At 42.4% G+C, this 23,596-nt stretch carries 26 protein-coding genes; 13 read left to right on the top strand and 13 right to left on the bottom strand.

Annotated features, from left to right (window positions below; translation table 11 throughout):
- The 3 genes from Q91_RS09205 to Q91_RS09195 all read left to right on the top strand — a co-directional run bounded on the left by Q91_RS09205 (nucleotide 1) and on the right by Q91_RS09195 (nucleotide 2,502).
- Nucleotides 1-975: a heme A synthase gene (locus tag Q91_RS09205; RefSeq protein ID WP_015006617.1), complete on the top strand. Its 975-nt coding sequence runs from the start codon at nucleotides 1-3 to the stop codon at nucleotides 973-975.
- Nucleotides 976-989: 14 nt separating this feature from the next.
- The gene (cyoE, locus tag Q91_RS09200) at nucleotides 990-1,880 is read left to right on the top strand and encodes a heme o synthase (protein WP_020932131.1); all 891 of its coding nucleotides are present in this window, start codon (nucleotides 990-992) and stop codon (nucleotides 1,878-1,880) included.
- Nucleotides 1,881-1,977: 97 nt separating this feature from the next.
- A complete protein-coding gene (locus tag Q91_RS09195; RefSeq protein ID WP_041230537.1) occupies nucleotides 1,978-2,502 on the top strand; it encodes a TIGR02281 family clan AA aspartic protease in 525 nt (174 codons plus the stop codon).
- Between the two features lie 22 nt (nucleotides 2,503-2,524).
- Here the strand turns inward: Q91_RS09195 and rpoH are convergent, their stop codons facing one another.
- The 4 genes from rpoH to ftsY all read right to left on the bottom strand — a co-directional run bounded on the left by rpoH (nucleotide 2,525) and on the right by ftsY (nucleotide 6,118).
- The gene (rpoH, locus tag Q91_RS09190; RefSeq protein ID WP_015006614.1) at nucleotides 2,525-3,394 is read right to left on the bottom strand and encodes an RNA polymerase sigma factor RpoH; all 870 of its coding nucleotides are present in this window, start codon (nucleotides 3,392-3,394) and stop codon (nucleotides 2,525-2,527) included.
- A 105-nt stretch (nucleotides 3,395-3,499) separates the two neighbouring features.
- Nucleotides 3,500-4,459, bottom strand: coding sequence for a permease-like cell division protein FtsX (gene ftsX, locus Q91_RS09185; protein WP_041230536.1), 960 nt, complete (start codon nucleotides 4,457-4,459; stop codon nucleotides 3,500-3,502).
- A complete protein-coding gene (gene ftsE / locus Q91_RS09180) occupies nucleotides 4,452-5,114 on the bottom strand; it encodes a cell division ATP-binding protein FtsE (RefSeq protein WP_015006612.1) in 663 nt (220 codons plus the stop codon). Before ftsE ends, ftsX begins: the two co-directional genes overlap by 8 nt.
- Nucleotides 5,115-5,119: 5 nt before the next feature.
- Nucleotides 5,120-6,118, bottom strand: a complete 999-nt coding sequence (ftsY, locus tag Q91_RS09175) for a signal recognition particle-docking protein FtsY (protein ID WP_015006611.1) — start codon at nucleotides 6,116-6,118, stop codon at nucleotides 5,120-5,122.
- Between the two features lie 76 nt (nucleotides 6,119-6,194).
- On the opposite strand from ftsY, the gene Q91_RS09170 reads away from it, so the two are divergent.
- The 6 genes from Q91_RS09170 to ggt are packed head-to-tail and all read left to right on the top strand — an operon-like array spanning nucleotide 6,195 to nucleotide 11,864.
- Entirely contained in the window at nucleotides 6,195-7,547 is a 1,353-nt protein-coding gene (locus Q91_RS09170; RefSeq protein WP_015006610.1) for a pitrilysin family protein, read from the top strand.
- Nucleotides 7,537-8,856, top strand: coding sequence for a pitrilysin family protein (locus tag Q91_RS09165; RefSeq protein ID WP_015006609.1), 1,320 nt, complete (start codon nucleotides 7,537-7,539; stop codon nucleotides 8,854-8,856). Before Q91_RS09170 ends, Q91_RS09165 begins: the two co-directional genes overlap by 11 nt.
- A complete protein-coding gene (gene rsmD, locus Q91_RS09160; protein ID WP_015006608.1) occupies nucleotides 8,856-9,437 on the top strand; it encodes a 16S rRNA (guanine(966)-N(2))-methyltransferase RsmD in 582 nt (193 codons plus the stop codon). Before Q91_RS09165 ends, rsmD begins: the two co-directional genes overlap by 1 nt.
- A complete protein-coding gene (gene coaD, locus Q91_RS09155; protein WP_015006607.1) occupies nucleotides 9,430-9,909 on the top strand; it encodes a pantetheine-phosphate adenylyltransferase in 480 nt (159 codons plus the stop codon). Before rsmD ends, coaD begins: the two co-directional genes overlap by 8 nt.
- 4 nt (nucleotides 9,910-9,913) lie before the next feature.
- Nucleotides 9,914-10,171 carry a YfhL family 4Fe-4S dicluster ferredoxin gene (locus Q91_RS09150; RefSeq protein ID WP_015006606.1) on the top strand — a complete coding sequence of 86 codons (258 nt, stop codon included), beginning with the start codon at nucleotides 9,914-9,916 and terminating at the stop codon, nucleotides 10,169-10,171.
- Nucleotides 10,172-10,175: 4 nt separating this feature from the next.
- Nucleotides 10,176-11,864, top strand: a complete 1,689-nt coding sequence (ggt, locus tag Q91_RS09145; protein ID WP_232228632.1) for a gamma-glutamyltransferase — start codon at nucleotides 10,176-10,178, stop codon at nucleotides 11,862-11,864.
- Between the two features lie 41 nt (nucleotides 11,865-11,905).
- Here ggt and Q91_RS09140 read toward each other — a convergent pair whose 3' ends face one another.
- The 9 genes from Q91_RS09140 to Q91_RS09100 all read right to left on the bottom strand — a co-directional run bounded on the left by Q91_RS09140 (nucleotide 11,906) and on the right by Q91_RS09100 (nucleotide 18,978).
- Nucleotides 11,906-12,319, bottom strand: coding sequence for a CBS domain-containing protein (locus Q91_RS09140; RefSeq protein ID WP_015006604.1), 414 nt, complete (start codon nucleotides 12,317-12,319; stop codon nucleotides 11,906-11,908).
- Nucleotides 12,316-12,666 carry a P-II family nitrogen regulator gene (locus Q91_RS09135; protein WP_015006603.1) on the bottom strand — a complete coding sequence of 117 codons (351 nt, stop codon included), beginning with the start codon at nucleotides 12,664-12,666 and terminating at the stop codon, nucleotides 12,316-12,318. The genes Q91_RS09140 and Q91_RS09135 overlap by 4 nt, the downstream gene beginning before the upstream one ends.
- 1 nt (nucleotide 12,667) lies before the next feature.
- A complete protein-coding gene (locus tag Q91_RS09130; RefSeq protein WP_015006602.1) occupies nucleotides 12,668-13,462 on the bottom strand; it encodes a DUF1538 domain-containing protein in 795 nt (264 codons plus the stop codon).
- Complete coding sequence (locus tag Q91_RS09125; RefSeq protein WP_015006601.1) at nucleotides 13,462-14,196, bottom strand: DUF1538 domain-containing protein; 735 nt, start codon at nucleotides 14,194-14,196, stop codon at nucleotides 13,462-13,464. The genes Q91_RS09130 and Q91_RS09125 overlap by 1 nt, the downstream gene beginning before the upstream one ends.
- A 98-nt stretch (nucleotides 14,197-14,294) precedes the next feature.
- The gene (gene mutM, locus Q91_RS09120) at nucleotides 14,295-15,110 is read right to left on the bottom strand and encodes a bifunctional DNA-formamidopyrimidine glycosylase/DNA-(apurinic or apyrimidinic site) lyase (RefSeq protein WP_015006600.1); all 816 of its coding nucleotides are present in this window, start codon (nucleotides 15,108-15,110) and stop codon (nucleotides 14,295-14,297) included.
- Nucleotides 15,103-15,960, bottom strand: coding sequence for a DUF4340 domain-containing protein (locus Q91_RS09115; RefSeq protein ID WP_041230535.1), 858 nt, complete (start codon nucleotides 15,958-15,960; stop codon nucleotides 15,103-15,105). Before Q91_RS09115 ends, mutM begins: the two co-directional genes overlap by 8 nt.
- Nucleotides 15,961-15,963: 3 nt before the next feature.
- A complete protein-coding gene (locus Q91_RS09110) occupies nucleotides 15,964-17,313 on the bottom strand; it encodes a GldG family protein (RefSeq protein WP_015006598.1) in 1,350 nt (449 codons plus the stop codon).
- A complete protein-coding gene (locus tag Q91_RS09105) occupies nucleotides 17,310-18,053 on the bottom strand; it encodes an ABC transporter permease subunit (RefSeq protein WP_015006597.1) in 744 nt (247 codons plus the stop codon). Before Q91_RS09105 ends, Q91_RS09110 begins: the two co-directional genes overlap by 4 nt.
- Nucleotides 18,046-18,978: an ABC transporter ATP-binding protein gene (locus Q91_RS09100; protein WP_015006596.1), complete on the bottom strand. Its 933-nt coding sequence runs from the start codon at nucleotides 18,976-18,978 to the stop codon at nucleotides 18,046-18,048. Before Q91_RS09100 ends, Q91_RS09105 begins: the two co-directional genes overlap by 8 nt.
- A gap of 153 nt (nucleotides 18,979-19,131) precedes the next feature.
- Here Q91_RS09100 and Q91_RS09095 point away from each other — a divergent pair, with 153 nt between their 5' ends.
- The 4 genes from Q91_RS09095 to hpaH all read left to right on the top strand — a co-directional run bounded on the left by Q91_RS09095 (nucleotide 19,132) and on the right by hpaH (nucleotide 23,586).
- Complete coding sequence (locus tag Q91_RS09095) at nucleotides 19,132-21,081, top strand: hydantoinase/oxoprolinase family protein (RefSeq protein WP_015006595.1); 1,950 nt, start codon at nucleotides 19,132-19,134, stop codon at nucleotides 21,079-21,081.
- Between the two features lie 334 nt (nucleotides 21,082-21,415).
- Nucleotides 21,416-21,808: a limonene-1,2-epoxide hydrolase family protein gene (locus Q91_RS09090; protein WP_015006594.1), complete on the top strand. Its 393-nt coding sequence runs from the start codon at nucleotides 21,416-21,418 to the stop codon at nucleotides 21,806-21,808.
- 117 nt (nucleotides 21,809-21,925) lie between these two features.
- Complete coding sequence (locus tag Q91_RS09085) at nucleotides 21,926-22,789, top strand: alpha/beta fold hydrolase (protein ID WP_015006593.1); 864 nt, start codon at nucleotides 21,926-21,928, stop codon at nucleotides 22,787-22,789.
- Nucleotides 22,783-23,586, top strand: a complete 804-nt coding sequence (hpaH, locus tag Q91_RS09080) for a 2-oxo-hept-4-ene-1,7-dioate hydratase (RefSeq protein WP_015006592.1) — start codon at nucleotides 22,783-22,785, stop codon at nucleotides 23,584-23,586. The genes Q91_RS09085 and hpaH overlap by 7 nt, the downstream gene beginning before the upstream one ends.
- Nucleotides 23,587-23,596: the final 10 nt, after the last annotated feature.

The following is a 23,596-nucleotide window of genomic DNA, read 5'->3' as shown; positions in this document are numbered from 1 at the left end:
ATGTTCAGAAACTTAACTATTTTTGCAATACTCTTGGCCTTGTTTGTCGTTGTATTGGGCGCATATGTTCGCTTATCAGATGCAGGGCTAGGTTGCCCAGACTGGCCTGGTTGCTACGGAAGCCTCATTGTCGACGAATCGCATGAAGGTGTTGCGCATGCCGCTGAGCATTACCCTGAGCGCCCTCTAGAGGTATCTAAAGCGTGGAAGGAAATGATACACCGTTATTTTGCTAGTGGCCTAGGTCTTGTCATACTAATATTAACGATTATGGCTTGGAGGCAACCAGAGCTTGGTCAGCGAGGCTTAACGACGTTATTATTATTGTTAGTTATGTTTCAAGGGGCGCTTGGAATGTGGACAGTAACTTTGTTGGTTAAACCGGCGATTGTTATGAGTCATTTGCTCGGTGGGTTAGCAACACTTAGTTTGTTATTGTTGCTGTTGTTGCGTATTCAGACAAAACGGTTAGCACAGACAGACAAAAAAAACACTGTCAGGAGTGTTACATCAGTTGCTCTGTTAGTACTAGTCGTGCAAATTGCCTTAGGCGGCTGGACAAGTACAAACTACGCAGCGTTGGCCTGCCCAGACTTTCCGACATGCTTTGGTACTAGCTGGACCCCAGCTGTGGATTATAAAGAAGGGTTTGTGTTATGGCGTGGCTTGGGTGTGGACTATGAGTTTGGTGTGTTAAGTAATGAAGCGCGTGCAGCTATACACTGGGTGCATCGTATAGGCGCCTTAATAACGACTATATTATTTAGTTTCTTGATATATTTACTGATCCGTTTAAGTGCCATCAAAGAAGCAATAATGCTTGGTGCTTTATTATTTATGCAAGTAATGCTGGGCATATTAAATGTGTTGCTAAATTTGCCTCTACACGTTGCTGTCGCGCATAATGCAGTAGCAGCATTACTTTTATTAAGTGTAGTGTATGTAAGATTTAGGCTTGGTAAGCCAGTACTATAATTTAGGGTTATATTTTGAGTGAACAGATGATTAATGATTCCACTAACACTATTAGTTGGAAAAGCTATTACGAATTATGTAAGCCTAAGGTAGTCCTGCTGATTATTTTTACGGCAGTGGTTGGAATGTTTTTAGCAGTGCCGGGCATGGTGCCTTGGCAACCATTGGTATTCGGCACGATTGGAATTGGTTTGGCAGCATCTTCAGCAGCAGCGATTAACCATTACCTAGATCAAAAATTTGATGCCAAAATGGCTCGTACAAAAGGGCGACCATTACCACATGGGGATTTGAACGGTACACAGGTGCTTGGATTTGCCTTTACGATTGGTGCTATTGCAATGCTAGTGCTAATCTTTCTGGTAAATGAGTTAACAGCCTTTTTAACCTTTCTTTCATTAATTGGTTATGCAGTTATTTATACCGTTTATTTGAAGCATGCTACTCCGCAAAACATTGTTATTGGTGGTGCTGCGGGTGCAGCGCCTCCTGTATTGGGCTGGAGTGCGGTTACATCGACAATTGACCCACATGCTTTATTGTTATTCCTAATTATTTTTATTTGGACGCCGCCACATTTTTGGGCACTGGCTGTTGCGCGAAGAGAGGAATACGCTAAAGCAGATATTCCGATGTTACCGGTGACTCATGGCGCCGAATTTACTAGGTTACACATTGTTTTTTATACGGTTTTATTAATATTAGTGAGTTTATTGCCGTATTTGACAGGCATGAGTGGCATGCTCTATTTGGTTAGTGCTATCGGCTTAGGTTTCGGTTTTTTATATTATGCGGTGCTGCTTAAGAAAACAGCGGATGACATTATTGCAATGAAAGCATTTAAATACTCAATTCTATATTTAATGCTGTTATTCGCCGCCTTACTTATCGATCATTATCTTTGATTTAAATAAGCAAAATATTTAATACCGTTACACAACAGCGAGTTAAATAACTACCTGTCATAATGCGGTGAGCCGTAAGTGTGTGTAATATTTGCTAATGAAAAGTGTAGAACCGAATACTAAGCTTTCAAAAATAATGGTCTGGCTAACATGGTTGGGCCTTTTAGCCATGTTAGTGATAGGCTTCGATCGATACCTTGACTTGCAAGCGAACCCCAACGAGCGCCCTGATGTTATCTATGACTTGGATGGTGTGGCTGAGGTAACGTTACAACAAAATAAACAAGGTCATTATGTAGCGAATGGCAAATTGAATGGTCATTGGGTTATGTTTGTTTTGGATACTGGAGCCACCAATATCAGTATTCCCGCTAAAGTTGCTAAACAGATGGGATTGCCGGAAGGTTACCCGCAAAGAACGCGAACCGCCAATGGTGATATTGTGGTGTATCGGGTTACGCTTGAGTCGGTTAGCCTTGGGTCGATTGAACTAAAAAATGTTGCGGCACATATCAACCCACATATGGATGGTGAGGTTGTTTTATTAGGGATGAGTTTTTTAAAGCAGGTCGAGATGATACAAGTCGGGAAACAGCTGACTCTACGCCTAAAGCCAAGGTGATATTCTTGGGCTTTAGGCGGTTTTAAGAGGCTCTATACTCAATTAATTCTTGCTTTACCTTATTCATCGCATTTTTTTCTAATTGACGAATACGTTCAGCAGAGACTTGATATTTATCTGCTAACTCATGCAAAGTTGATTTCTTTTCGCTTAACCAGCGCTCTGCTAAAATTGATCGACTTCTATCGTCAAGGTTGCTAAGGGCAGTATTTAAGCGAGAAGCATCGTGAGCCTCTTCGTTGTATGTTTCTAGTAAAGTAGCAGGGTCGTGTTCTTCTTTAGTCACAAATGTCGCAGGCGTATGAATCAATTCGTCTGATTCTGTGTTGTCATCTTGATGGCCGTCAAAAGCCATATCAAAATTGCTCAAACGCTTTTCCATTTCATAAACGGCAGATTTATCGACACCCAGGTCATTTGCAATAGCGTCAGCTTCATTTTCGTCTAGCCATGCTAGGTTCTTTTTGTGCTTTCTTAAGTTGAAGAACAGTTTGCGCTGAGCTTTTGTCGTCGCAATTTTAACAATACGCCAGTTTTTGATTACAAATTCATGAATTTCAGATTTAATCCAGTGTACGGCATACGAGACAAGACGAACCCCCATGTCAGGGTCAAAGCGTTTAACGGCTTTCATTAAGCCAATGCTACCTTCTTGAATGAGATCTGGCAGTGCAAGGCCATAGCCACTATAGCTTTTGGCAATATGGATAACATAACGCATATGAGATAAAACGAGCATGCGAGCAGCTTCTAAATCATTTTCATTTCGTAAACGATTTGCTAAATCTCTTTCTTGCTCTACCGTTAACGCAGGCGCAGAGGAAACAGAGGCTATATAAGCATCTAAAGATCCAGCTGATAATTGATTAGGTAATGCTAAAGCATGAGTCATACTATCCCTCCTTTTGTGTGCTTGAATAACTTAACACTCACAATATAAGACCAGCAAGTATAACAAAGGTTCATTTTATAAAGCAATTTAAAGGCTTTATGATACTCAGTTTTCTAGTTCTGATAAGTATCGACTAACCACCAGCCATGAACCAATAATACCAAGGCTGATAGAGAAGATAACCCATAAAATAGCATGCCCTAAAGGCATAAAGCTAAGGCTGAACGAGCTATTATATAAGGCAGATAAAGAACTGGTGGGACCATCAATTAGCCACACAGATAAATTAACCAGCAAACAAGCGAAAATACCACCCAGAAAACCATACCAAAAACCACTATAGATAAATGGGCGCATAATAAAACTGCGTGTTGCACCCACTAGTCGAGTGATGTCAATTTCATCACGACGGTGTTGCAGTTCTAATCGTATAGTATTGCTAACGATTAAGAGTACAGCAAAACCCAGTAATACAGTGATAATGCTAACACCACGCTGGGCTATGTTGAGGATGCCATTTAACCGGTCGAGCCAGCCCATATCCAGTTGGACCAGTTCGATATCGGCTCGTTGTTTAAGTTCATTAACCAGGGCCTCTAGTGCCTCACGGTTGTTTAGCTGAATAATAGGGGTGATTTGGATAACATGCGGTAATGGATTGCTGTCAAGTGCGTTAATGGCTGAACCAAATCCGCTATATTGCTGAAACTCTTCTAGAGCTGCTTGCTTACTAATTAAAAGCGATTGGGTGATCTGATCATGTTCATGTAGTGCCTGACTGAGTTTCGACGCTTGCTCAAGGCTGACCGACTGATCAAGAAATAATGAAATATTGTTGTTTAAGTCAATTTGCCCGCTAAGTGATTGAAGGTTGTTAATAGAAACTAATAAACCGGACGGCAGGGATAATGTTATGGCAATGACGCTGACCGTCATCATAAAGTTAAAGGGTGCTCTTGAAAAACGACCAAGGCTGGCAAAAAAAGTATGCAAGTGAATTAGCACGTAAGCACGTAAACTAAATAGACTAGTAGGTCTTTGTACGTTTTGTCGACGACTAGCCATGATTGCTCACTATTTCACCTTGAGAAAGTACTAATGTTCGATAATTCATGCGTTCAATAAGGGCAATATCATGAGTTGCGACCAGTACAGTCACGCCCACTTGGTTAAACTGTTCAAACAATTGCATTATTTCTTCGGATAAAGCAGGGTCTAAGTTTCCTGTTGGTTCATCGGCTAAAATCATTGGCGGCCTATTAACAACTGCCCGTGCAATACCAATACGTTGTTGCTCACCGCCAGACAAAGTGATGGGGTAGCGCTTTTCTTTTCCAAGTAAATTGACTTTATCTAACGCTGCGCGAACACGGCGTTGAATTTCATGACGATCCAGTCCAGCAATAATTAAAGGTAAGGCGACATTATCAAAAACGGTACGGTCATGCAGTAAACGATGATCTTGAAATATCATGCCAATTTTACGTCGAGCATAGGGAACAAGCCGTTTGGAAAGGCGGCCAATGTTTTGGTTGTCGAGCATCACTTGACCTTGCGTGCTACGTTCAAGAATCGCGATAAGTTTTAGCAAGGTGCTTTTACCCGCGCCAGAGTGGCCGGTAAGAAAGGCCATTTCGCCTTTTTCTAACTCGAAATTAACGTTTTTAAGCGCATCGGCACCACCAGGGTAACGTTTGCTGACGTTGATAAATTGAAGCATGAGCGCTAATGGTCAGTTTCAGATTTTTCAAATAGAGCCATTGTGAACTCGGCGGCATCAAAAGGACGTAGGTCATTGATGCCTTCACCAATACCAATAAAACGAATGGGTAGTTTGAATTGATTGGCAATGGCGAAAATAATACCACCTTTTGCGGTGCCGTCCAATTTCGTAAGAGTGATGCTAGTTAGTGGAGTGGCTTTATCAAAATTCTTAGCTTGGGCGAGGGCATTTTGTCCGGTGCCTGCATCAAGAACCAGCATGGTTTCGTGTGGCGCGCTGTCATCCAGTTTTTTAATAACACGGTTGATTTTGCTTAACTCATTCATTAGGTTTGTTTGGGTATGTAGGCGGCCAGCAGTGTCTGCCAGTAAGACGTCAATGTTGCGCGCTTTTGCCTTCTCAAAGGCATCGTAAATAACCGAAGCAGAGTCAGCCCCAGTATGTTGAGCAACAACCTCAACGTCGTTACGCTTTCCCCATTCTTGTAGTTGTTCAATCGCAGCGGTCCTAAATGTATCGCCAGCCGCTAACATGACACTTTTGCCCTCGGCTTGTAAACGTTTAGCCAGTTTACCAATGGTCGTCGTTTTACCCATGCCATTAACGCCGACCACTAAGATAACGAAAGGGCCGTCACTGTCAGGAATGGTTAAAGCTTGTTGGTTTGGCTCAAGGATCGATAGCATCTCCTCTTGAAGTGCTTGGGTGAGAGCCTGTGGGTCGGCTAGCTGCTTGCGCGCAACTCGCTGAGTTAAATTTGAAATGATGTGTTGAGTGGCTTCAATGCCGACATCAGCTGTTAGCAGTAACATTTCTAATTCTTCAAACAAATCGTCGTCGATTTGTTTTTTCCCTAAAAATAAATTACCTAAACCACCGGTCAATCCGCTGCGTGTTTTTGTTAACTGGTTTTTTAAGCGGCCAAAAAAACCTTCTTTAGGTTCTTCGACAGGCGGCTGCTTAGTTGTGTCGGTATCTTTTTTTTTGCCAAATCCAAACATGATATTGTGTCTATTGGTGGGAACTTTATCGTAAAATCCCTATTCTAAATTCGTTTTAAAGTTAAGTGAGAACTAAATGAAGAAGTTATTTGTGGCACTTTTTATTCTGAATATCGTTTATTCGCTGAACAGTTTTGCTTCGCCAGAAACTCTGCCTGATATGGTACACGAAAAAGTGCTAAAAAATGGCTTAAAAGTGTTGGTTAAAGAAGATCGGCGAGCACCCGTTATGGTGTCGCAAATTTGGTATAAAGTTGGGGCTAGTTACGAACATGATGGTATTACCGGTGTATCGCACGTACTAGAACATATGATGTTCCAAGGAACAGAAAACCTAGAGCCGGGTGAGTTCTCTAAAATAATTGCTGAAAATGGCGGTCGTGAAAACGCCTTTACCGGTGCTGATTATACGGCGTATTTTCAAACCATGGAGGCCTCACGCCTTGAGGTAAGTCTGCGGCTTGAGGCAGAACGGATGCAAAATTTAAAGTTGCAAGAAAAGGAGTTCAGCAAAGAGCTGCAAGTGGTTATGGAAGAGCGCCGTATGCGTACTGAAGATAAACCACGAGGTCAGGCGTACGAATACTTTAAAGCACTGGCTTACACCAGTAGTCCCTATCGAAACCCTATCATTGGTTGGATGCAGGACTTAAAAGATATGGAACTAGAGGATTTAGCGGTTTGGTATAAACAGTGGTATTCGCCAAATAACGCAACACTGGTGGTTGTCGGTGATGTTCAGCATGAGCAGGTCTTTCAGTTGGCAGAACAATATTTTGAGCCTATTCCTGCGGTCGCGTTTAAGCCGATTAAAAAAAGAACAGAAGTGCCACAGGTGGGTGTGCGACGTAGTATTGTGAAGCAGAATGCTAAAGTCCCTTATTTATTGATGGGCTATAAAGTACCTGTGCTCAACACTGTGCAGAATGAAGAGGATGTGTACGCATTAGAGGTGTTATCCGGTATTTTAAGCGGCGGTAGTAGCGCACGATTGCCCTCAAATTTAGTACGGGGTTCTCAAGTTGCCTCCAGTGCCAGTGCAGGGTACGACATGAATGCTCGGCTACCGACATTGTTTTTGTTTGATGGTGCGCCGGCTGCAGATAAAAGCATTCAACAGCTTGAGGAGGCCTTAGTGGAGCAAATAGCAAACTTGCAAACGGATTTAATTGAGGAAAAAGAATTGAACAGGGTTAAAGCGCAAGTGATAGCTGCATCGGTGTATGAAAAAGATTCCAATTTTTATCAGGCGATGCAGTTGGGTATGCTTGAAACTGTAGGTGTTGGTTGGCAAAAAGCGCATGATTATGTTGAAAAAGTAAACGCTGTGACGGCTGAGCAAGTTCGTGCCGTTGCACAACAATATTTGATTGAAGATCATTTAACAGTCGTTCATATGCTGCCGATGGGGGACGCTAATGAAAATTAAAATAAAGGTTATAGTCAGCAGTGTTCTGTTGTTACTCAGCCCGTTATCGCTGGCTCTTCCAAGTATTCAACATTGGCAAACAAATAACGGCGTTCAGGTATATTTTGTGCCAACTGAAGGGTTGCCAATTTTAGACGCACAACTAGTCTTGCGGGCAGGCAGTTCAGCGGACGGAGATAAAAATGGCGTGGCAGCGTTAACCAGTGCTTTACTGACTCAAGGTGCAGCGGGGCTTAATGCGCAAGATATTGCAGAGCGACTAGACAGTGTTGGGGCGCAACTCAGCGCATCAACATCGCGTGACTTAACAACAATTAGTTACCGAAGCTTAACAGATGAAAAAGCGCTACAAACCTCGTGGCAGTTATTGAAAGCAGTATTAAGCAAACCGAGCTTTCCTCTGCAGGACTTTAATCGAATTAAGGCTCGTACATTACTGGGGATTAAGCAGCGCCAAGAGTCACCGGGAGTACTGGGGCAATTGGCGCTCTACCAAGAAATATATAAAAACCACCCTTATTCGCATGCAATACAAGGTGTCGAAAGTACGGTGAAAGAGATTCAAGTTAACGACTTAAAGCAGTTTTATCAGCAGTATTATGTAGCCAATAACCTTGCGGTTGTTTTAGTCGGCGGTATTTCGCGTGATCAGGCCGAACGCATGGTGGAGGAGTTGGTGGTTGATTTGTTAGCGGGTAAAAAAGCGGCGCCGATTGAAGCGGTGCTGACGCCGCAAAAAGGTAAGGTTATTCATCTAGAATATCCATCTGAGCAGACGCACTTACTGTATGGTTTGCCGGTATTACAGCATAATGATCCAGACTACTTTCCATTGTATGTGGGTAACCATATTCTCGGTGGCAGCGGGTTTAGCTCACGCATTGTTAAAGAAATTCGTGAAGAAAGAGGGCTGGCCTACAGTGCCTACAGTTACTTTCACCCGATGATTCAAAAGGGGCCGTTTGTAATGGGCCTACAGACACGTAATGAAAAAGCAAAGGAAGCGTCAATGGCTGTTAAACAAACGTTGCGAACTTTTATACAGGACGGACCAACAGATGAAGAGCTAATGGCCGCTAAGAAAAATATCATAGGGGGCTTCGCGCTTAAGTTAGACAGCAATAAAAAATTGTTAGGAAATGTGGTGAGAATCGTTGTTAGTGGTGCGCCCTTAAATTATTTAAATAGCTATATGCAGAAAATAGAAGCGGTCACACAGCAGCAAATAAAACAAGCTTTCCAAAGACATCTGAAGATGGAAAAAATGGTCATGGTAACTGCTGGCCAATCTGTCGTACAAAAAGATTAATGGCTGCTAAGGGAAACCGTGTTCGTATCATTGGTGGACAATGGCGAGGGCGTAAACTCGAATTTCCTAGTATTGACGGTTTGCGTCCAACTACAGACCCAATTCGTGAAACACTATTTAACTGGTTGCAACCTTACTTACCGCAAGCTAATTGTTTAGATTTATATGCAGGTAGTGGTGCATTAGGGTTTGAGGCGGCATCGCGTGGTGCGCGTTCTGTTTTAATGGTGGAAAAAGATATTAAGGCAATAAAGGCACTAAGGACGAATAAAGAACTGATAAAAGCAGATAATATTCAATTAATGCAACGAATGGCGTTGGATGTTTTAAACGATAAGCGTAAACAAACAGATGCGCTATTTGATGTTGTTTTTCTTGACCCACCGTTTAAGCAAGGTGAACTTAGTGAATGCGTGAAACGGCTTGAAGAAAGTGGCTGCTTATCGGATGATGCTGTTATTTATTTGGAATGCGAAAACGCGCTAAATTTAGATTTTCTGCCAAAAAACTGGACAGAGCACCGACAAAAAAAAACAGGTCAAGTGGCCTATTACCTATATCATCGAGAAGCAAATGATTAAAAAAGCAATTTACCCTGGAACGTTTGATCCGATGACAAATGGACACATTAATAGTATCCAGCGAGCCAGCAAATTATTCGATACGATAGTGGTGGCGGTTGCAAAAAGTGCAGGTAAGTCACCTTTATTTGAAAGCCAAGAGCGTTTGGATATGGCAAAACAAGCATTATGTGAATATGACAATATTGATGTGGTGTTTTTTGATGGCCTGCTGGTTGATTTAGCAAAAGAACATAAAGCCAATATTGTTGTTAGAGGCATTCGCAGCATTGCGGATTTTGAATATGAATCACAAATGGCAGGTATGAATAAAAAAATGATGCCAGCATTAGAAACGGTATTTTTAACAACCGACCCTGACTGGTGTGATGTTTCCTCGACCTTGGTGCGCGATATTGCACGGCTTGGTGGGCAGGTCAGTGATTTTGTTCCGCATGAGATTGAAAAAGCTATTTTAGCTAAGGTGAATTAGAAAAATGTCATTAATTATTACCGATGAGTGCATCAACTGTGATGTTTGTGAACCTGAATGCCCGAATGATGCGATTTTTATGGGCGAAGAAATTTACGAAATACACTCTCACCTTTGTACAGAGTGTGTCGGGCATTTTGATACGCCTCAGTGTGTGGAAGTCTGCCCCGTTGAATGTATACCAAAAGATCCGAATAACGAAGAAACTAACGATCAGCTTTTATTGAAATATCAGCAATTAATGGCGACAAATGAGGATTAAAAAAATGAAAAAAATTCTTTTTTTCACCAGTATTTTATTTGCAATAACAGCGTATGCAACCCCTGCCACACAGCTGCATCAACAAGCAGTAGCAAGTGCACACCCGGCGGCAACTCAAGCAGGACTTAGTGTGCTCAACCAAGGAGGTAATGCTTTTGATGCAGCCATTGCCGTTAGTGCGGCACTGGCAGTTGTCGAACCCTTCGGTTCTGGACTGGGTGGTGGTGGATTTTGGTTATTACATCGCCAACATGATGGTAAACAAGTGATGATAGATGGGCGTGAAGTAGCGCCTTTGGCCGCCACACGTGATATGTATTTAGACAGTCAGGGTGAGCCAATTAAGAATGCCTCGGTCGATGGGGCATTAGCTGCCGGTATTCCGGGTTTACCAGCTGCTTTAGATCATTTAGCAAAGCATTATGGAGTATTAGCACTGTCGGATAGTTTGCAGCCGGCGATAAAGCTGGCTAAAGACGGTTTTTTAGTTAACGAGCATTACCAGCGATTGGCTAAATTTCGTCAGGCGGTTTTAGCGTCAAATGACTCTGCGAAGGCTATTTTCCTAAGTGATGGAAAGGTACCTGCCTTGGGCGCAAACATTATACAAAACGATTTAGCTAATACTTTGCAGTTATTGGCAACACAAGGTTTTGATGGGTTTTATAGTGGAGAGCTTGCAGATAAGTTAGTAAAAGGTGTGCAACAAGCTGGGGGCATATGGACCAAAGAGGATTTGGCTCGATACACAGTGAAAGAGCGTTTGCCGGTGGTTGCGCATTATAAAAATATCAAGGTGACCAGTGCTGCTTTGCCCTCATCGGGTGGATTGGTGTTGTCTATTGCGCTAAATATTTTAGAACAATATGACTTGTCAACGATGGACGAAGCCACACGAATTCATGTTGTGGTTGAAGCAATGAAACGAGCGTACCGTGATCGCGCATTACATATGGGCGATAGTGATTTTGTCAGCGTGCCAGTAAGTGAGCTGAGTGAAAAGTCGTATGCTCATACTATCTCTAAAGATTTAAGGCTAGATGAGGTTACACCCAGTCAACACATTAGTGGTTTAAACGAAATTGAAGGACATGATACAACGCATTTCTCTGTGATCGATAAAAGGGGTAACCGTGTGGCGGCAACTTTATCGATTAATTACCCATTTGGTTCTGGATTTGTGCCTCAAGGGACGGGTGTTTTGTTGAATGATGAAATGGATGATTTTTCTATTAAGCCAGGCACGCCAAATGTATACGGCTTGGTGGGCGGAGAGGCAAATGCAATCGCAGCAGGTAAGCGAATGTTATCGAGCATGTCTCCAACTTTTATTGAAACAGAGGAAAAAGTGGGCGTTTTGGGTACACCAGGAGGCAGCCGAATTATTAGTATGGTGTTATTGGGTATTTTGGATGCCGAGCAAGGACATAGTCCTGAATCTTGGGTCAACTTGCCACGTTATCATCATCAATACTTACCGGATGTTATTCAACATGAGCCAGATACTTTTAAAGCAGAAACTTTGCTGGAGTTGACCGAAAAAGGCCACAAACTAAAGTCTGTTGGAAGGCATTATGGCAATATGCACGCAGTCTTGTGGGATAAAAAGTCTAATAAACTTGTTGCCGCCAGTGACCGTAGAGGATCTGGGGCAGCTATTGTTGAGTCAGTACCTTTAAGCACAGCAAAATAAATCGCGTTGCTGCGTTTTTGATGAGCTTTTTATACGGCTAATTAACAAATGCCAGTAATTTCACATAAACCATCAAGCACTAGCTGAATAGGACTGACAACACCAATAATTTTGCCTTGTTCCATAACCGGTGCGCGCATCAAATTATAGCGCGCAAATAAACGAGAACAGTAACGAATATCCATGTCGGGGTGTGCGTTAATGAGTGGCTTTTCATTTATTTCGTATACATTGACACGGTCGGGAGCTCTATCTTTTGCTAAAACAAGTCTTGCAATAATGCCCGCATTAATCACGCCATACTCATCATGTTCGTGAAATTTATCGACAAATAAAACCGAGGTTTTATTTTTTTTCATCATTCTAATAGCTTCTGTGATGGTGGCTGTCCCATCAATCATATAAAACTCGGTTTTCATCACATCGCGTACGGTGATAAGTTTTGCATCATTCATAGTTCTGTCTCTATTGATTGGGTAATTTTTTTTGCTTGATGTAGCACGCCAATAGCATCTTCAACATCTATTTGTAAGGCGATGCCGCTGCCCGGTTCTTCATCGAATAAACCCGCTCGTGATACCTCTTCGATAATTTTTCGACTTAAATGTTCTTCGACCAAGAAAAGCAAAACATCTCGTTGAGTATCTAAATTTAGACCCAAGAATGTTTTTTGCTGTTTAATACCTTCGCCGCGTGCATTATTGATAATAGTAGCGCCGGTGGCGCCTACTTCTCTAGCCGCTTTAAGGACTTTGTCAGTTTTGTTGTCATCAACAAAGACGATAATGAGTTTAAAGTGCATTTTATTCTCCTATTTGGTCTGCTTGTTTAAGTTGTGCGCGATGATTTACCCACTCAGCAAATTGTGCGTAGGCTAACACAGCCATGATGGGAAACAGGCTGGCAAAGGCAATAAGGCCAAAACCATCCATCAATGGGTTTCGGCCAGGAATGCTTGAAGCTAAACCGATACCTAATGCGGTAACTAACGGTACGGTGACGGTTGATGTGGTAACGCCACCTGAATCATAAGCAAGGCCAATGATGAGTTTTGGTGAAAAAATAGTCTGGATAATGACAACGACGTAGCCAGCAATAATAAACATATATAAATCAATGCCGCTTACAATTCGAAATGTCCCTAGTGAAATACCAACTGCAACACCAATAGACACAGCCAACCTTAGGTACCAAGCTTTAATAGTACCACCAGAAATTTGTTGAGCTTTGATAGCAACAGCAATAAGAGCAGGTTCTGCTAATGTTGTAGCAAAGCCAATACAGCCCCCGAAAATATAAACCCAATAATAGTCTTGCCAAGCAATAGAAATACGTTGATCGGTTGTTGGGTTGATGAAGTCTGGGCTGGTTAATTGTTCGGCCATGCTGGTGCCTAAAGGAAAAAGGGCTTTGTCTAAACCCACAAGAAAGAAAGTCATCCCTAGAACTACGTAAACCATTCCGGTTATTAAGTTATTCAAATGACTAAATGGTCGTCGGATAATGACCAATTGAAAGAAAAGGATAACAAAAATAATTGGCGCGACATCACGTAAGGTACTTAAGAAAGTGCTCCACAATTCCGCCAGCAATATCATTATAAAATGACCCCGTATGCCATCACAAAAATCATCGGGGTGAGTGATGCAAAGGCAATTAAGCCAAAACCGTCAGTCATTGGGTTGCGGCCCTGAATGGCTGAGGCTAAGCCAACGCCGAGAGTGGTTACCAAGGGGACTGTGATAGTAGACGTAGTAACGCCACCTGAATCGTAGGCAATACCGATAATTGATTCGGGTGCAAAAAAAGTCATCACCACAACGCCGATATAGCCTGGAATAATCAAATAATGCAGAGGCCAGCCACGAATAATTCTTAGTACCCCTAACAAAATGGCAAAGCCCACAGAGAAGGCAACGGTAAACCGAAGACCAAAAGCATAAGATTCTTTTGCTTTGTTAGTTTTCTCGATCATGCCACCTTCCGCTGCAATACGTGCTGCTTCGTCGGCAACAGCAATTAAGGCGGGTTCGGCTGCAGTGGTGCCAAAGCCTAATGAAAAGGCAAAGACTAGTAACCACAATAAGCTACCTTTCTTAGCAAACGCATAGGCCATGGTCTCACCAATGGGGAATAGGCTTTTTTCAAGACCTTGAATAAACAGCGTTAAGCCGAGTACAACAAAAGCTGTACCAATAGCTATATCCGCTATATTGGGGATGGGTTGGCGCAGAATAAATAACTGAAAAAAAAGAACCACTGAAAAAATTGGCAGCAGGTCCATAAAACTGCCGAATAATTGGTTAATAAATTTATTTTTTAACTGAAACAAGCAAACTCCCTTTAGAGCTATAACTCTATAGGAATTAGGAGGGTATGCCTAATAAAGAATTAAAAAACGTTATTGGCAGGCGTTAGCTCGTCAAGTATTTAACGTTGGCAGTGGGTGCAGTAAAAGGTCGATCGTTGAGCAATAATGATTTGTTTAATGGGTGCTTTGCACCTTGGGCAAGGTTTGTCTTTTTGCCCGTAAACATTAAGTGTTTGTTGAAAATAACCAGGGTTGCCGTCACTGTTAACAAAATCTTTTAACGTTGTGCCGCCTTGTTGTATAGCTTGCGCTAGGATTTTTTTAATGGCAAAAACGAGGTTAATCAAGCGCTTTTTAGAAACCTTGTTAGCGGCACGTTTAGGGTGAATGCCTGCCTGAAATAATGCTTCGCTAGCATAAATATTACCAACGCCGACAACGACTTGCCCATCCATAATAAAACTTTTAATGGGTGTTTTTTTTAATTGAGCCTTTGGGTAAAAATCGTCAATATTAAATGCGTCGGATAAAGGCTCTGGCCCAAGGTGTTGTATTAATTTGTGATTTTCAATGACATCTGTTGACCATAACAGCGAACCGAAACGGCGCGGATCTTTATAGCGCAAGCAGGTGTTATTACTAAAAATAATGTCAATATGCTCGTGTTTTTCTGGTGTCGTTGAAGCCTGAACGATGCGTAAACTACCCGACATGCCCAGGTGGATAATTAACGTGCCCTTATCGGTTTCAAGCAATAGGTATTTTGCACGACGTTTAACATGGTTAATGCAAAGACCCGGTAATAAGGTGGAAACTTCTGGGCTAACGGGCCAACGTAATTTTGCTTGTCGGACAATGACCTGTGAAACTTGTTTGCCTTCAATATGAGGGGCAATTCCGCGACGAGTCGTTTCGACTTCTGGTAACTCAGGCATCGGGTGTCTCCAATCTCGGTAGAGTTGTCATTTTCTTATATTTTGTATCACTAAACTGATATGCAAGTTTTTTATCATTGGAGACTAGCAAGACGCTGTCTTTTTGCTTTATTAAATGAAAGGTCAAGTTTGGCTGCTCGTAGAGAGAAATAATAATCTGTTCGGTAGGTGTGGCGTCGAATTTTGTAGTAACAGTAATAGCGCGGGCAAATCGCCATTCATCGAGAAGCATTTGAACCGCGTCTGATGAGAGCTCGTCAGTGGGTGATTGGATATTTTTCCAAGTATTATCTTCTTGTCGTTGAAGCGTTATCTCGGGTGTTTTTAAGCCAATAATCTGACCGTTATTGGGTATCAGCCGAGTGTCAATATAAGCATCAACAGGCGCGGTTAGATGATGTAAAAAAGTGTCGTCTAATAAAAATAATTGTGTGTCGTTGCTGACGTAGCGACGTGATTGAACGCTTTCTGTTTTGCCAATATGGAGTGTTTTTTTGTTAAAAGAGACCTTAACTGTTGGTGTATCTAGGCCAAATTGACTGAGTGGCTGTTTTTCTAATGGGTAGCTAGTGGTTGGTTTGATTTGAGATATTTTAAGTAACCTTTCTACCTTGCCTGCTAAGGCTAGTGTGTTGACAGGCTGGGTTAAGTACCACTGGTTTTGTAGGCGCTTTAATTCGATGGTATTAGCCGCTGTTCGTTCGATCTTAATGTGCTGAATAGTGTTGATGTCTAACCCAGCTAGGTTGTTTTTTTTAGGGGCTTCATGCCCGGGCTTTAGCCAGGCAATCATGCCTAGACAGACCACTAAGGTAATTAGTAGCAAGTTGATAAGTAGACGATTTTTCATAGCTTAACGTTTTTTGCGTTTAAGCCAAATAAGCAGGCCACTGACGATAAAGAGGGTCGGTAGCAGAAACAAAAACCCAAGACCAAAAATAAGCGACCACTGTTGGCTTATTTCTAGTGTGGTATCAGGCGCTGTTTTTGCAGGAATATCAATAAAGGAGTCATCGTGGTTTAGCCATTGAATCAGGCTAAGACCAAGGTCTAAATTAGCGCCATTACCAAGAAAAGTATTGGATAAGAAATCCGCATCGCCCAAAACAATAATGCGCTGCTCTTTGGTATTGTCATCTTTTTTATTCAGCGCATAACCAATTGTAATGGGGCCCTGCTTTTCATCCGTATCGGGGTCAAATTGTATTTGCCCTTCAATATCACCTGTTTCTGTCCATGAACGTTCCAGCGTAGATAATAAGGGGGCGGCTTGATAAGGGCTGTTAGCTAATAGACTGAGTCCAGCGGCGCCTGGAAACAAGCTCATAGCCTTTAAATGTTTGGTTGCTAAATGGTTAGGGTATGCGGTGACCAAGGCAAAGGTTGGGTCATCAATACCAAAGACTTGGGTAGTGGCGTCGACCACAGTGCCGGGCAAGAGTTGAATCGTTAACAGTTCAGTTAAAGGCTTAAGAGGCTCGGATTGATTAGGTTCGCCCAACAATAATAATGCCCGACCTTTAGCAAGATATTGTTTTATCACGTCGATTTCTCCGGCTAGGTAATTTACCTGTGGGTCAGCGATGACGAGCAAGGATGTATTGTTTGGTATGGATGGCGTATCCATTAGATTAATGGTTTGGCTATTAATGCCTTTGTTTTTTAATTCGTTTGCGAATAGGCCAAAGTCATAATTTGAATGGCCTGCTGGGTTGCGCTCGCCGTGCCCGGTGAGAAAAACAACCCAACGCTGATCACTATTAGCAAGCCTTTGTAGGGCATTGGTAAAGGCTTGCTCGTTTAACTGTTGTAGTGATTCGCGTTTACCGTTATAGCGAATCACTAACTCACCATCGGCGGTGATACCTTCTTCACGTGCTTGGTCAGGGCGTATATCGGGGTTAATAAGGGTTAATGTAATATCTGTTTTATGGTGGCTGTATTTATCGATAAGCTCAGAGATTTGTTGGCGTAAAATATCATTTTCAGTGGCGTACGCGTCTACCTCTATGGGGTGTGTTAATTGTTTCAGTAATTGGATGCTCGGGGTAGATAACGAATTTCTACTATTGGCTGTCCAATCAAATTGGGCGGTATATTGTGTGCTTAGCCAAGCGAGTAGGCCAAGTACGCCAAGAAATAAAAGTGTGAAAACGACATTTTGCAGCCGAATAAATTGGTGTGCTTTGCGGGATATTTTCATTTTTGTAAACGGTCGTTATCTAATCGACGAATGCTGAGAATTAAAAACCCGGCTATAAACAAAATAAAGTAAAAAATATCAGTCGAGTGTATTAAGCCGCGTAGTAAGTTTTCGAAATGTCGCATGATAGAAATATATTCAAGCACACTGCTGCTGTTACCAGCCCAATCAATAATCCATAAGAGTAATAAAGCGCCAAAACTTCCGATTGCTGCAACCGTTGGTTGAGAGGCAATAGCAGACATGTAAAGCCCTAGCGCATTGAACGAAGCCATCAGTAAGACCATGGCAAGTAGGCAGGCGAAAAGCTTGCCTATATCGAGTTCGCCTACAGTCAATAACGAGAGCGGCATTAGGGTGATGGATAAAAGAATAATCAGTAAGAAAGCAAAAATGGCAAGGAATTTACCAAGCACAATTTCAGTTAGACTGACGGGAGCAGAAAACAGCAAGCTAATGGTTTTGTTGCGGCGTTCATCACTGATGGTTCGCATGGTTAGCAGTGGAATAATAAGTAACAAGATGACAGCAGCATTACCAAACAGCGGTGCGACAATCAGATCGGTTACGCCAGGCGCACCCGGTATACCAATAAGTTTGGGTTGTATCGCTAAATAATAATCAATTTGTGTTAAAAACATGTAGGCCAAAATAAGCTGGCTAACACCGAGAATGGTCCACGCAAGTGGTGACAGAAATAAACTGCGCAGTTCTCGGCTGGCAATCGTGAAACTATTCATGGTTATTTGAATGTTGAGTGAGTGAAAGGAAAATTTGTTCCATATCGTGTTGCTGAGGTGTCAACTCTAGCAAGCCCCAGTTATTTGTTACCGACAGCTCGACTATCGTTTCTGAGATACTAGTGCCTTGGGTATGCTGAATCAGGTACTGCCCGGTGTCGAGGGCTTCAAGGGCTGTTATGTTGGGCACGTTTTGCAGTACTTCCTCGTTCGGTTGTTGACGAAAGCGCACTATTAAGCTCGAAGACGTCATTCTGCGAGATAAGCCTTCAACAGGCTCATTTAATACCAGTTTTCCGTGATGAATGATTTGTACTCTACTGCATGAATGCTGAACCTCGGGCAGTATATGAGTGGATAAAATGACACTGTGTTCATTGCCAAGTTCACGAATGAGTTCACGAATTTCTAAAATTTGAATAGGGTCTAGGCCAACCGTGGGTTCGTCTAAAATAATCACCGATGGGTTATGTAAAATAGCTTGAGCAATACCAACGCGTTGTTGATAACCCTTTGATAAATTGCCAATTAAACGATGCCCCATGTCGCTTAAACCACATTTTAGCTTTCCACGTTCTACAGAGAGTTTAATGGCGTGTTTACGTAAACCGTGCAGTTTGGCGCAGTAGCGCAGGTATTCATCTACCGTCAGGTCTGGATAAACAGGGGGTATTTCAGGCAAAAACCCTAATTCAGCTTTGGCAAGTTTGGGTTGGTCGATAATGTCATAACCATTAATTTTAATTTCACCGACGGTGGGTGTTAAGTTGCCACAAATCATTTTCATGGTGGTTGATTTACCAGCCCCATTTGGCCCCAAAAAGCCAAGAACCTCGCCTTTATTAAGCGAAAAGCTTACATCGTCAACAGCACAATGGTGACCAAATTGACGCGATAAATGGTTAACTTCTATTAGGCTGCTCATCAAATTTAGTATCTGTGATCTTAGTTTAGGGGGTTAAACGAAGGAGTCTAATATGTGCCTGACTTCCTTTCAAGCAACGATGGTCAGATAAATAGGGATGAATCTATTATAGAGGCATGTAAAAATACAGGTTTAAAAGGTTGAGCTTTTTTCATGTTATTAGGTATAGATACTGGCGGCACTTTCACCGATTTTGTTTACATAGACGATCAAGGCGTGCGTATTCATAAGGTGCTTTCAACCCCAGAGGCTCCTGAAAAAGCTATTTTGCAAGGCATTAATGCCTTAGGCGTTGATAATGAAAGTTTGTTGATTGTGCATGGATCAACAGTGGCGACCAATGCTGTATTAGAAAAAAAAGGTGTCCGTTGCTGCTTTGTGACAAACCATGGCTTAGCGGATATGTTAACGATAGGTCGCCAAGCAAGGAAAGAGCTTTACAACTTAAACCCAAAACCGGAAGAGCCGCCGGTGCCCTCAAACTTGTGTTTGGAAACGGGCGGGCGTGTCTCAGCGCAGGGTGAAGTGATTGAACCGCTAAGCGATGAGCAGATCGCAACATTGATTTCAAAAATAAATTATCTAGAACCAGAACCAGAAGCAGTTGCGATTAATTTATTATTCTCTTTTTTAGATGATGCAGCAGAAAGGCGATTAGAGGCGGCCATGCCTGAAGGTTTATTTGTATCGCGTTCATCGATGGTTTTGGCTGAATATAAAGAATATGAACGCGGTATGGCGACTTGGTTGAATGCTTATGTTGGGCCGTTAGTCATTGGTTATCTAGATAGACTAAGAGCAGCAGTTAAAGCATCATCCGTTTCTGTGATGCAAAGTTCTGGTGGAACGATAGCCGCAGAACAGGCAGGTAAACAAGCGGTTCGAATGCTTTTGTCTGGCCCTGCTGGTGGATTAATGGCCGCATTACACATAGGTGAAAAAGCAGGGTTTGATCGTCTGTTAACGTTGGATATGGGGGGGACGTCTACGGATGTGGCCTTATTAGATGGTGCGATAGCGTTAACAAACGAGGGGCAAATTGAGGGTTATCCCGTTGCGGTTCCAATGGTGGATATGCATACCATTGGTGCAGGCGGTGGCTCTATTGCATCTGTTGATGCAGGTGGGTTGCTGTGTGTTGGACCTGCATCTGCGGGTGCCTCACCTGGGCCAGCTTGTTATGGCAAAGGTGGGCAGGCAGTAACAGTAACTGATGCCAATGTATATTTGGCTAGAATTAATACGCGTTATTTTCTTGGTGGTGATATGCCCTTAGATATAAAGGCGACAAATCAAGCAATGGAGAGCTTAGCGGCAGACTTGGGATGTGAACCTAAAGAGGCAGCGCAAGGGGTTATTAAGTTAGCGAATGAACATATGGCACGAGCGTTACGTGTTATTTCAATTCAGCGTGGTATTGATCCAAGGCCATATGCCTTAATGACGTTTGGTGGGGCAGGCAGTTTGCATGTGTGTGCTTTAGCGGAGGCTTTGGGAATGCAAACAGCCATAGTCCCTGTTAACTCGGGTGTGCTGTCTGCCTTTGGGATGTTAGCAGCGCCACGCTCGCGTGAGTTGTCCCGAAGCTTACTAGGGCGGTTGGATGATGTAGCTGTTGAGCAAATAGAGCATGGTTTTTTAACTTTAGTGAGGCAAGGCCAAGCAGAGTTAATGGCGGAAGGCGTGTCCTTAGACGATATAAAAATAAACTACCTGGTTGATCTAAGGTATGTCGGTCAGTCGTATACGTTGCCAATACAATGGAGTGATTCGGCGACAGTGATTAAAGACTTTCATACGATGCATAAGAGCCGTTATGGGCATGATCTAGAGCTGGCCGTTGAATTAGTTAATCTGAGGGTGTCATTATCGGGTGAAATGCCGAAGCCTAGGTTAGTTGAACAGTGTTCACGTGATAAAGACGGTAAGGTGCCTGTTGAAATGGATGATGGAATGCACATTTACCAACGAAAAGAGTTAATGTCGAATGACGTAATTAATGGGGAAGCGCTCATTGTTGAACAGGTGGCAACCACGTACCTAGCCGCTGGTTGGCAATGTCAGGTTGATCATATAGGTAACTTGGTTCTATCGAAACTATAGCTGACATTGCTTTTTAAAAGCTCAGTCTAAAACAAGAACAGCTGAATGATGATGGCCTGCCAAAGTTTTAAAAAAAATACAATAATGAGGAGAATCAACTAGCTTTGCTTCGACTTGAGAATTAGATTAAAGTTAAGAGTAGATTTTTACTAAATCTCAAGCATAAAAAGCATTGATTTAGTCGCTGTAAGTGGTTAGCATTATGCCGATCTGTAAAAATAACAAGTGTTAGTTTTCTTTTGAGTCGCCAACATCTGCGTTTTGTGTCATGCATGTTGAATGCTAGCCCTAAGTGGTATGAAAAGCGCGGTTCTCATAAATAAGAAGGAGGGGCATGCTGGTAACCAATAATGAGGAAACGGTTAAGCGATTCTGTGAGGCTTGGGATGAAATGGATCAGGATACAATCTTATCGTTAATGAGTGATGATGCTGTTTACCATAACTTACCGCTAGGGCCATTAAAGGGCCGCGAGCAAATAGCAGGCTCTGTAGAAGGTTTTTTAAAGATGACAGCAAGCACTGAATTTAAAATATTAACCTTGGTGGCAGATGGTAAGCGTGTTGTAACCGAACGAGTCGATACCTTTGCTTTTAAAGATGGCACGATGATGGAAGAACTGCCAGTATTAGGTATATTTGAGTTTGATAATAATGGCAAAATAAGTTCGTGGCGTGAGTATTGGGATATGCAAGATTGGCTTAAACGTGGTGGACCAGTGTTATAGCAGACGTTAAATGAATACTGTTATTTTATAGTGGTGAATAAACTAAAGGGCCTTTTAAGGGCCATCGTTTTTAGAGTTGTAGAAGTTTTTTATAAATTAATATAGAGGAAGAGAAATATGAGTTTTGAAATGGTTGAGAAAATGATCCCTTCTGGGGAGCTTGCAAGTAACTGCATTATTGCGGGAAACCCTAAAAATCCACCGCTATTGTTATTACATGGTGCAGGCCCAGGAGCCAGTGCGATGTCAAATTGGGCGCAATGTGCTCCTATTTTAGCAAAAGATTTTTATGTGATTGCACCGGATGCGATTGGTTTTGGCCAATCAGAATTACCGAAAGAAGTGCCGACAAAAATTGCTAGATGGATGGGCTATCGCGTGGAGCAAATTAAAGGCTTGCTTGATGAGTTAGGCATTGAAAAAACACATATTATTGGTAATTCAATGGGTGGTGCGCTTGCTATGCAGTGTGTTGTTGAAATGCCAGATCGTTTTGATAAGTGTATGTTGATGGGCGCTATCGGTGCGCCATTCGAAAAATCATCCACGCTTACACGTATGATGACTTTTTATGATGATCCAAGAAAAGCGCGTTACCGTGAGTTAATTCAAAGCTTTGTTTATGATCCAAGTATCTTTGAAGATTTAGAAGCAGTGATGCAAGATCGTTTTGATAAAGCAATGGACCCTAAAATGCGTCCTATTCAAGAAGTAATGTTTAAAGCGATGAATGAAGAGATGAATACAGTGCTCGTTATTCCACCACCTATCCTTGCTTCTATGGACCATGAATGGGCGATTATTCACGGTCGTCAAGATAAAGTGGTACCACTAGAAACTAGCATGTACTTCTTACAGCATTTGAAACGTGCTGAGCTACATGTATTGGATCGTTGTGGTCACTGGGCTCAAACGCAACGTTGGGACGGTATGTATCCAATTATTATGTCTCACTTCTTGGGTAAAGAAATCAGGTGTTAGACCAAAAAATATTAGAAGCCTCTGCGCTAGCGCTTGATAAAGCGCTAGCCAGTGGTGAGACTATCCCGCAGTTCTCTCAGCTGTATCCTGAAATGACCATTGAAGATGGTTATGCCATCCAAGCTGAATGGACAAAAATTAGGTTGGCTCAAGGGCGAAAAATTGTAGGGCGAAAAATTGGTTTAACATCCCGTGCTATGCAAATGGCATCGCAAATAACCGAGCCTGATTACGGTACGTTAATGGATGATATGGTATTTTCAGATAACTCTGAAATTCCATTTGACCGTTTTATTGCGCCGTTGGTTGAAGTAGAGATAGCATTTGTTTTAGGGAAACGCCTTGTTGGTGAAGATATTACGCTAACGGATGTGCTGAAAGCTACTGACTATGTTTGTCCAGCTGTAGAAATAGTTGATTCACGGGTAATACGTGTAGACCCAGAAACCGGCAAACGACGCAAAGTGTTTGATACTATTGCGGACAATGCTGCTTGTGCTGGTTTAATTACTGGTGGCCGACCAGTAAAGCCAATGGATGTTGATTTAAGATGGATAGGTGGTGTCATTTCGCGTAATGGTTTAATCGAAGAAACGGGCGTTTCTGCGGGCGTGCTTAATCACCCAGGTAATGGGATTGTATGGCTGGCAAAGCGTTTTGCTCCGCATGGTATATCGCTGGAACCGGGGCAAGTGATATTAGGTGGCTCATTTACGCGCCTTTTGTCAGTCGAACGTGGAGATACTTTTCATGCTGATTTTGGCACTTTGGGTAGCATTGGATTCCGTTTCGTCTAATTAAATATTT

This window comes from Cycloclasticus sp. P1 (genome assembly GCF_000299965.1).
Classification (GTDB): Bacteria; Pseudomonadota; Gammaproteobacteria; order Methylococcales; family Cycloclasticaceae; genus Cycloclasticus; species Cycloclasticus pugetii.
Note: the sequence above shows the minus strand (reverse complement) of the source record. Positions and strands in the feature narration are given on the sequence as shown.

What these genes read in the sequence shown, in the direction of transcription:
- Q91_RS09105 (WP_015006597.1), bottom strand. Translation starts at nt 18,053, where the DNA reads ATGAATAGTTTCACGATTGCCAGCCGAGAACTGCGCAGTTTATTTCTG.
- ftsX (WP_041230536.1), bottom strand. Translation starts at nt 4,459, where the DNA reads ATGGCTAGTCGTCGACAAAACGTACAAAGACCTACTAGTCTATTTAGT.
- Q91_RS09140 (WP_015006604.1), bottom strand. Translation starts at nt 12,319, where the DNA reads ATGAATGATGCAAAACTTATCACCGTACGCGATGTGATGAAAACCGAG.
- rsmD (WP_015006608.1), top strand. Translation starts at nt 8,856, where the DNA reads ATGGCTGCTAAGGGAAACCGTGTTCGTATCATTGGTGGACAATGGCGA.
- Q91_RS09090 (WP_015006594.1), top strand. Translation starts at nt 21,416, where the DNA reads ATGCTGGTAACCAATAATGAGGAAACGGTTAAGCGATTCTGTGAGGCT.
- Q91_RS09110 (WP_015006598.1), bottom strand. Translation starts at nt 17,313, where the DNA reads ATGAAAATATCCCGCAAAGCACACCAATTTATTCGGCTGCAAAATGTC.
- Q91_RS09150 (WP_015006606.1), top strand. Translation starts at nt 9,914, where the DNA reads ATGTCATTAATTATTACCGATGAGTGCATCAACTGTGATGTTTGTGAA.
- ftsY (WP_015006611.1), bottom strand. Translation starts at nt 6,118, where the DNA reads ATGTTTGGATTTGGCAAAAAAAAAGATACCGACACAACTAAGCAGCCG.
- ggt (WP_232228632.1), top strand. Translation starts at nt 10,176, where the DNA reads ATGAAAAAAATTCTTTTTTTCACCAGTATTTTATTTGCAATAACAGCG.
- Q91_RS09085 (WP_015006593.1), top strand. Translation starts at nt 21,926, where the DNA reads ATGAGTTTTGAAATGGTTGAGAAAATGATCCCTTCTGGGGAGCTTGCA.
- Q91_RS09195 (WP_041230537.1), top strand. Translation starts at nt 1,978, where the DNA reads ATGAAAAGTGTAGAACCGAATACTAAGCTTTCAAAAATAATGGTCTGG.
- Q91_RS09130 (WP_015006602.1), bottom strand. Translation starts at nt 13,462, where the DNA reads ATGATATTGCTGGCGGAATTGTGGAGCACTTTCTTAAGTACCTTACGT.
- Q91_RS09170 (WP_015006610.1), top strand. Translation starts at nt 6,195, where the DNA reads ATGAAGAAGTTATTTGTGGCACTTTTTATTCTGAATATCGTTTATTCG.
- Q91_RS09095 (WP_015006595.1), top strand. Translation starts at nt 19,132, where the DNA reads ATGTTATTAGGTATAGATACTGGCGGCACTTTCACCGATTTTGTTTAC.
- Q91_RS09115 (WP_041230535.1), bottom strand. Translation starts at nt 15,960, where the DNA reads ATGAAAAATCGTCTACTTATCAACTTGCTACTAATTACCTTAGTGGTC.
- rpoH (WP_015006614.1), bottom strand. Translation starts at nt 3,394, where the DNA reads ATGACTCATGCTTTAGCATTACCTAATCAATTATCAGCTGGATCTTTA.
- coaD (WP_015006607.1), top strand. Translation starts at nt 9,430, where the DNA reads ATGATTAAAAAAGCAATTTACCCTGGAACGTTTGATCCGATGACAAAT.
- Q91_RS09205 (WP_015006617.1), top strand. Translation starts at nt 1, where the DNA reads ATGTTCAGAAACTTAACTATTTTTGCAATACTCTTGGCCTTGTTTGTC.
- ftsE (WP_015006612.1), bottom strand. Translation starts at nt 5,114, where the DNA reads ATGCTTCAATTTATCAACGTCAGCAAACGTTACCCTGGTGGTGCCGAT.
- Q91_RS09135 (WP_015006603.1), bottom strand. Translation starts at nt 12,666, where the DNA reads ATGCACTTTAAACTCATTATCGTCTTTGTTGATGACAACAAAACTGAC.
- Q91_RS09100 (WP_015006596.1), bottom strand. Translation starts at nt 18,978, where the DNA reads ATGAGCAGCCTAATAGAAGTTAACCATTTATCGCGTCAATTTGGTCAC.
- mutM (WP_015006600.1), bottom strand. Translation starts at nt 15,110, where the DNA reads ATGCCTGAGTTACCAGAAGTCGAAACGACTCGTCGCGGAATTGCCCCT.
- Q91_RS09165 (WP_015006609.1), top strand. Translation starts at nt 7,537, where the DNA reads ATGAAAATTAAAATAAAGGTTATAGTCAGCAGTGTTCTGTTGTTACTC.